This window comes from Methyloceanibacter sp. (assembly GCF_049590335.1).
In the GTDB taxonomy this organism is placed as follows: domain Bacteria; phylum Pseudomonadota; class Alphaproteobacteria; order Rhizobiales; family Methyloligellaceae; genus Methyloceanibacter.
Window position 1 is genome coordinate 1 of the sequence record NZ_JBAWCQ010000041.1, and the last position, 6,505, is coordinate 6,505.

The following is a 6,505-nucleotide window of genomic DNA, read 5'->3' on the forward strand; positions in this document are numbered from 1 at the left end:
CGAGATTGAAGGCACGCACCGCGTCGCGCACCAGCGGGAACTGGGGAACGAGGTCCTCTGGGGGCTCGGGCCGGTGGGCCTTGTAGCCGCTATACAGATCCGAGCGGAACGTTTTCGACGAGTAATCTAGGATCACCGCCATATGGGTTGGCGGGGCGAGTTCGTTAGACTCCCGCAAGAGCTTCCATAGCATCCCGCAAAAGCCGTGCACGGCTCCTACGGGCAGGCCGTCCGAGGGACGCGTGAGCGGTGGCAGCGCATGATAGGCACGGAAAATATAGCCTGACCCGTCGATCAGAAACACGCGGTCGCCGGGGCCGGCCGGTTTTGGGTCGGCGGGCGAAGGAGTGGAATTCTTGGTCATGACCTGGGGACTATAGGGACTGCGTGCCGCACGCGGGAGGGGCAAGAACCAATCGTTGATCACAACGCTCGGCCAACTAGTTCTTCGGCTTGTACTCGTCCTCGCTCGGGTCCTCGACATTGCCAGGCGCGAACGCCTTATCGGGGCCGCCGAAGGTCTTGTCGATATAGCCTTTAAAGTACTCCCGCAAAGGCGGAAAGGCTCGCGCAAAGCGCCGGAAATCCTGCTGGGCCGTGAACAGCAGCAGCCCGTCCTCCAGCGCCGCGACCAGCCCGGTCCGCAAATGCGATTTGAGGAGGATGCGCTCGCCGAAATGCTCGCCGGGCCCGAACTCCTTCTCGAAATGCTCGTTTGTGTCGGGGTTGTCGATCGTCAGCCTAAAGCGGCCTTCGATGACCGTGTAGAACCCGTCGATCAGCATGCCCGGCTCGAACACCTTGTCGCCCTTCCAGAAATGGATGTAGCGCGTGGCGGGTGGCCGCATGCGGAGCTGCACGATATTGGGCGGCATCACCGCGTTAATCATCCAGTTCAGCCCGACGCGAATCTTTGGGAAGATGCCCGGCAGGAACGACAGGTAAAAGCCGCGCCAGAGGAGCCAGGCGAAGATGCCCGACATTTTAACGCCGTAGACATCCGCCACGGCCTTACTCATGCCGAGCGAGGCGAGCGAGCCCTTCGATTTATAGGCAAATGGCTTCAGCGGTTGGCCCTTGAGCTTCGCGACGATATTGGCCGCGAGTTGATAGCCTTCGCGCACGGCGAACTGTGCGGTCTGCGTTGCGTAGTCTGCCGAGTCTTCCTTCGGATCGTCGTTGAGCGGAATCAGCGCGGCGTCTCCGAGCGCCCACACATGCTCCTGTCCCGGCACCTGCATGAAGCGGTTCGTTTTGATGCGGCCCCAGTGCAAGTCGAGGCCAAGCGCCTCCACCAGCGGATGGGGGCCATTGCCAATAGTCGCTACGACCGTCGAGGAGTTGATGATGCGGCCATTGGACAGTTCGACTCCGGTAGAGGCTGCCGACTTCGTGCCGACGCCAGTCAACACATCGACCCCATTGGCGCGCAGGTTCTTCGTTGCATAATCGGCAAGTTCGACCGGGAAGGTCGGCAGGATGCGCGGCGCGAACTCAATGAGATACATGCGGATCTCTTCGGGCTTGATGTTGTGGTAATAGCGCAGCGCGCGGCCAATCAGATCGTTTAGTTCAGCGGCGGTCTCGACACCCGAGAAGCCTGCGCCCACTACCACAAAGCTCAAGAGCTGGTCCTTCACCAATGTATCGCTCGTGACGTCCGCTGTTTCCAGGCAACCGATCGCGTGGGTACGCAGCAAGTGCGCATCCGTCAGGTCCTTCATGGTCAGGGCATGATCCGACATGCCCGGAATCCGATCCAGGTCCACGCCTGTGCCGAGTGCGATGACGAGTTCGTCGTAAGGCAATTCCACCGGCGTCATGCGGGCGCCCTGCATCACGATGACGATCTTCCGTTCGAAATCGATTCCCATGACGCGCGCCTGGCGCACCTGAACCCGGGTCAGGAGCTGCCGCAGCGGAACCACCGCGTCGGAGGAGCTCAGACTCGACGACGCCACCTCGGGCAGAAGCGGCTGAAAGACGAAATAGTTGTTGTTGTTGATGAGCTCGACATCGACCATGCCGCGGCCCATCTTTTCCAAGGACTTGGCGGCGAACACGCCCCCAAAACCGCCGCCGATTACGATGATCTTTTTCTTTTCCGCCATCTTCTTGTTCATCCTTGGCCGTCCAGCCTTTTGCGAGCGTTGACCAGCATAGGTGACGGCTATAGCTCAGCGCGTCAAGTAAACCCCGGAGGACCAAGGGTCCAGCAAATGCAGCGCAAGTCCGTTGCGTGCGCCAGTGCAAAAGGTTGCTCTCTACCTCAGGCCGTTTCGGCCCGCACGATTGGCGCTTGCGGTTTAAGCTTGGCCCCAGCCGGGCGCACAATGAGAAATCTGAGTGCGGTGTGCCGGACGGCCCGATGGAAAATGAGGAGCGTGGCGACTCCGGCGCTCATGACGACTTGGACTTCGAACACGGCCCAGGCAAACAGTAAGGTTAGCCCTTCGCGCGGGCTGTCCCGCACCGTTTCGGCAAATTTGAAGGAGGAGCCTGCGAACGCGTAGCCTGTATAGAAACAGACATAGCGGGCGCAGAATTCGTCGGTCACCACGATATCCGTATGCACATCCGTGATCTCAAGCAGTGCCGCCAACGGCCACAGGACAAGCGACAGGACACCACGCGTTAGCTTGGCAACCACGAAGAAGACCGGCAGCAGATAGATGAACCACAACGTTCCGAATGGCTGGAGATAGGACAGTAGGGAGGCTTATGCCACGCCGGCCAAGCCCCGGTCCGCGGCGATCCGGGGGGCCTTGAACGCGAACTGGATCGTTACCCAATGTGCGTAGAAATAGGCGAAGTGGACGACCCTTGTATCCAAATAGGCGCGCCAGGGCCGGTCGATGACTTGCGCCAGGAACAACCCGGAAATCAAGAAGAAATCGGGCACGCGAAACGGCTTGGCGAAGGCCAAGAGGGCACCCATGCAGCTCGATTCGCCGGTGGCCTGCTCGACGCCAAGCGTCGAATGCATCATCACTACCAGGACGATGCAGATGCCCTTGGCGTAGTCGACCCACGCAAACCTGTCTGGCCCGAACGCCACGACGAAACACCTCATCTTGAGAGACCGGCAGACCCCCAGCTGGCGGAGCCAGTGTGTCAGCCGCAGCGTGCGGGCTACAGTGCCCTAGACTCCGTGAAGGGGCCGTTGCTTAAGGGTTGCGGTTTGGTTAGGGTCCGCGGCACGAAGCACCCGTAGCTCAGCTGGATAGAGCGCTGCCCTCCGAAGGCAGAGGTCAGAGGTTCGAATCCTCTCGGGTGCGCCAAAAATCCGCAGTTCGATCCTTAGTCTAATCAAACATCCGTAGAGCGCCGGGTCCCACTCAGGGCGCCGTCCACTACACCGGTTCGGCCGCCTTCGTGTCCTTCTCATAGGCCACGTAAACGATGACGGGAATGCCAAGATGGCCGAGTTGGCTCTCAATGAGCGGCTCGACTTCATCCCAATCCAGCCCCCCTACGCCCGTCGCGAGCTTGGGCAGCGCCACCGAAGCGATCTTTTCCTGCTCAATGATGGTGCGAAGCTCTTTCAGCGCGCGATTGACATTGTGCGCGGTCGCTTTCCCCGGATGCGCCTTGTTGTCGGGCGCGGGCTCTTGCGTCATTAGGTTAATTACCACCCGCTCGGGTCCGGCCCAAAGCCAAGCATGCCCTGGCTTCGGGTTGTCCTGATGACAGAAATGGCGAAAGTCCTTGGCCATGGCCGGGTGCCGCTCGCGCAGAGCCAGGGCAAGCCCTTGGTTGAAATGGTCATGGGGAGCAACACCATGGGCAATGGCCTTGGCGTCGCTCAGAAGGATGTCGCCACGAACTTTCGTAATCAATCTAGCACCTCATAGTATGGGGAGACATGGTGGAAGGCCTGAATTCGCCACGATACGAGGCGCCGGAACATTCCCGCCTTGCGCCGGATCAAAAGGCGACGGTGGTCATTAGTCCAACGAGGAAGGCATCGCCGAAATCCTGCGCCGGGCTGTCTGGATCGGTGGTATTGTAGCTAAGATCAAATATGTATTGAAGGTCGGGTTGAATGATCCACCATCGTCCAGGTGTTGCGGTGTAGTTGACTTCGAATACGGTGTTGCCGCGTCGGATTTCGTTCCGGTAGCCGAACAGACGCCGTGTGGTGTGCCCCAGGGCTACATCTTCTCTGCTGACATTGGAAAACCCGACACCGAATGTGAGGACGTCGTTGGGTCGGCTCGAGATCAGTCCAGTAATCCCGAAGGCGCTGTTGATCAGCGCCGCTGCAGTCTTGCTGATCAGGAACTCATCGTCCGCGGCGATCTGGCCGATTCGCAAAGACCCGAAGTGCCCCCCCCGTTCTCCCTGAGCCCACAGCGTAAACAGACTAAACATCGCCCGCGCATCAATATTGCTGGGATCGGAAATTGCTCCTACGAGGTCCTGAGCATTTCGGCTGACGTCGTCGATCTGGTAGACGGATACTTGTGTGGAGCCTCCCGTCCATCCCAATAGTTTGCTTAAATTGCTATGGATCTCCAAGCCGATCAGATGTTCGTAGGCCGCGCCGTTCTCTGCACTGCCAGATGATAGACCGAAGACTTCGCCAGTGTAGGTAAGGCTCCAATCGATACCACCAACGAGTTGTCGGGTTCGCACCCTGCTTTTGTCGCCTATCGGCGCGCCGCGCCGCGATACCTCTGTTTCGGCAGTTAGAGCAGTCGGAATTATGAGCGGAAGCGTTGTTACGGCAGCCAGGCCGATCGCGGACTGCAGGGCAGCCTTGGGCGCTTGTGTGTCGAACGAGCCATGTGAGCTGCTATTTATGCCTATCGTGTCCTGGCCAGAAGACTCGCGAAAAACTCATCCCTACGGTTCTCAAGCTTCAGAGCCGCTTGGAGCCGGCAAATATCTGCCACTTTACCAAACTTGATTGCAGCCTACCGTTTGTGGCTCGGCCCTGCTGAACACGCTATAAAGAGGCTGGCCACGCCTAGCCGGCCAAGGTGCGCAAACTCCTAATTGAAGAAGAGAGCCGCGAACGCGATGTGGCAGGGCGTACTTCAAGCTGCACTTGGACTTGTGGTCTTGCTGGGGCTCGCGTGGGCGGTCAGTGAGAACCGGCGGGCGATTTCCGTCCGGGTGGTCGCGAGCGCCATGACGCTGCAGATCGTGCTTGCGGTGTTGCTCCTGCGCGTGCCTCCCATCACCGTGGCCCTGTCCTGGCTCAACAAGGCGGTCGAGGCGCTGCGTCAGGCGACGCTCGCCGGGACGTCCTTCGTGTTCGGCTATCTCGGCGGCGGGTCGGCACCGTTCGAGCCCACAGCGCCGCAGAATGTCTTCATTCTCGCCACCCAGGGACTGCCGCTCATCCTGATTGTCAGCGCCCTGAGCGCGTTGCTGTTCTATTGGCGGATCCTGCCCAAGATTGTGCAAGGCTTCGCCTGGCTCCTTGAGCGGACGATCGGGCTCGGCGGTGCGGTGGGTGTCGCCTCGGCCGCCAATGTCTTTATCGGCATGATCGAGGCGCCCCTGCTGATCCGCCCCTATCTGCGCGACATGACCCGCGCGAGCCTGTTTCTGGTGATGACGGTCGGCATGGCGACCATCGCGGGCAACATGTTTGTGCTCTACGCTACGGTCCTGTCGCCGGTTCTGACCGACGCCGCGGGAACGCTGATGGTCGCCTCGGTGATCAGCGCGCCAGCCTCCGTTGCCATCGCCGCGCTCATGGTGCCCGGTGACTACACGGGCGATGCAGTGGAACTGCGCGGGCCGGACCAGGATGCGACCAGCGCGGCCGAGGCGATCGTCAACGGCACGCTCAACGGAGTCTGGGTCGTGGTCGCTGTGGCCGTGTTGCTGATAGTGGCCATCGCACTCGTGGACCTCACGAACCAGGTCCTTGGCCTTTTACCGGAGGTCGGCGGCCTCAGGCTGAGCTTGCAACGTATGCTGGGCTGGCTTTTGGCGCCGGTCGCCTGGCTCATCGGCATTCCCTGGGCAGAGGCGGGGCTCGCGGGCGAACTGATGGGCACCAAGATCGCGCTCAATGAACTCGTCGCCTATCTGTCGATGGCCGAACTCCCCCAGGGCGCTTTATCGCCCCGCAGCGACAAGATCCTGACTTATGCGCTGTGCGGCTTTGCAAATCTCGGCAGCCTCGGCATCTTGCTGGGCGGTCTTGCGACCATGGCCCCGGAGCGGCGCGCGGAGATCGTGACCTTGGGTCCCAAGGCGCTCATCGCCGGCACCATCGCCTGCTTCATGACCGGGGCGGTCGCGGGGATCCTGGCCTAGAGGCCGGGCCCAGGGGTCCTGTCCGGGAACGCATTGACGAGCGGCGAAAGCTCCCGCGCGGTGTCCCAATCGCCGCCGCTTGGTGTCAGCCCGAGCCGTACGACCACAAGGTCTTTCGAGGGAATCATCGCCACCACTTGCCGCTGATGACCGAGCATATAGTAGGTGTCGGCTGGCATCGGCGGTTCGCCCAAACCCGGCGAGGAGGTAAGCTTCAGCCAGACCT

General features: G+C 60.8%; 7 protein-coding genes, 1 tRNA gene and 1 pseudogene. 2 read left to right on the top strand and 7 right to left on the bottom strand.

Translation table 11 applies throughout. From position 1 onward, the window contains the following. The 4 genes from WBQ77_RS02845 to WBQ77_RS02860 form a co-directional block, all read right to left on the bottom strand. Positions 1-364 (bottom strand): 5'-3' exonuclease (locus WBQ77_RS02845; protein WP_424058838.1); only part of this gene is annotated, 364 nt, incomplete at its 3' end. 76 nt (positions 365-440) lie between these two features. After that, on the bottom strand, positions 441-2,123 hold the full coding sequence (locus WBQ77_RS02850; protein WP_424058840.1) for an FAD-dependent oxidoreductase: 1,683 nt from the start codon (positions 2,121-2,123) through the stop codon (positions 441-443). A 146-nt stretch (positions 2,124-2,269) separates the two neighbouring features. Continuing rightward, complete coding sequence (locus tag WBQ77_RS02855) at positions 2,270-2,683, bottom strand: hypothetical protein (RefSeq protein WP_424058842.1); 414 nt, start codon at positions 2,681-2,683, stop codon at positions 2,270-2,272. Positions 2,684-2,719: 36 nt separating this feature from the next. Then, positions 2,720-3,058, bottom strand: a complete 339-nt coding sequence (locus WBQ77_RS02860) for an acyltransferase family protein (protein WP_424058844.1) — start codon at positions 3,056-3,058, stop codon at positions 2,720-2,722. Between the two features lie 146 nt (positions 3,059-3,204). Between WBQ77_RS02860 and WBQ77_RS02865 the strand changes: the two genes are divergently transcribed. Continuing rightward, positions 3,205-3,281: transfer RNA gene (locus WBQ77_RS02865), tRNA-Arg, on the top strand. Between the two features lie 72 nt (positions 3,282-3,353). Here the strand turns inward: WBQ77_RS02865 and WBQ77_RS02870 are convergent. Together WBQ77_RS02870 and WBQ77_RS02875 are read right to left on the bottom strand one after the other, a co-directional pair. Next, complete coding sequence (locus WBQ77_RS02870; protein WP_424043219.1) at positions 3,354-3,839, bottom strand: macro domain-containing protein; 486 nt, start codon at positions 3,837-3,839, stop codon at positions 3,354-3,356. A gap of 88 nt (positions 3,840-3,927) precedes the next feature. Then, on the bottom strand, positions 3,928-4,638 hold the full coding sequence (locus WBQ77_RS02875) for a carbohydrate porin (RefSeq protein WP_424058847.1): 711 nt from the start codon (positions 4,636-4,638) through the stop codon (positions 3,928-3,930). Positions 4,639-5,025: 387 nt separating this feature from the next. Between WBQ77_RS02875 and WBQ77_RS02880 the strand changes: the two genes are divergently transcribed. Beyond that, a complete protein-coding gene (locus WBQ77_RS02880; RefSeq protein ID WP_424058849.1) occupies positions 5,026-6,279 on the top strand; it encodes a NupC/NupG family nucleoside CNT transporter in 1,254 nt (417 codons plus the stop codon). Here WBQ77_RS02880 and WBQ77_RS02885 read toward each other — a convergent pair. Further along, positions 6,276-6,505, bottom strand: a pseudogene (locus WBQ77_RS02885) (serine hydrolase domain-containing protein); the annotation flags it as partial. The gene WBQ77_RS02880 and the pseudogene WBQ77_RS02885 sit on opposite strands and share 4 nt — an antisense overlap.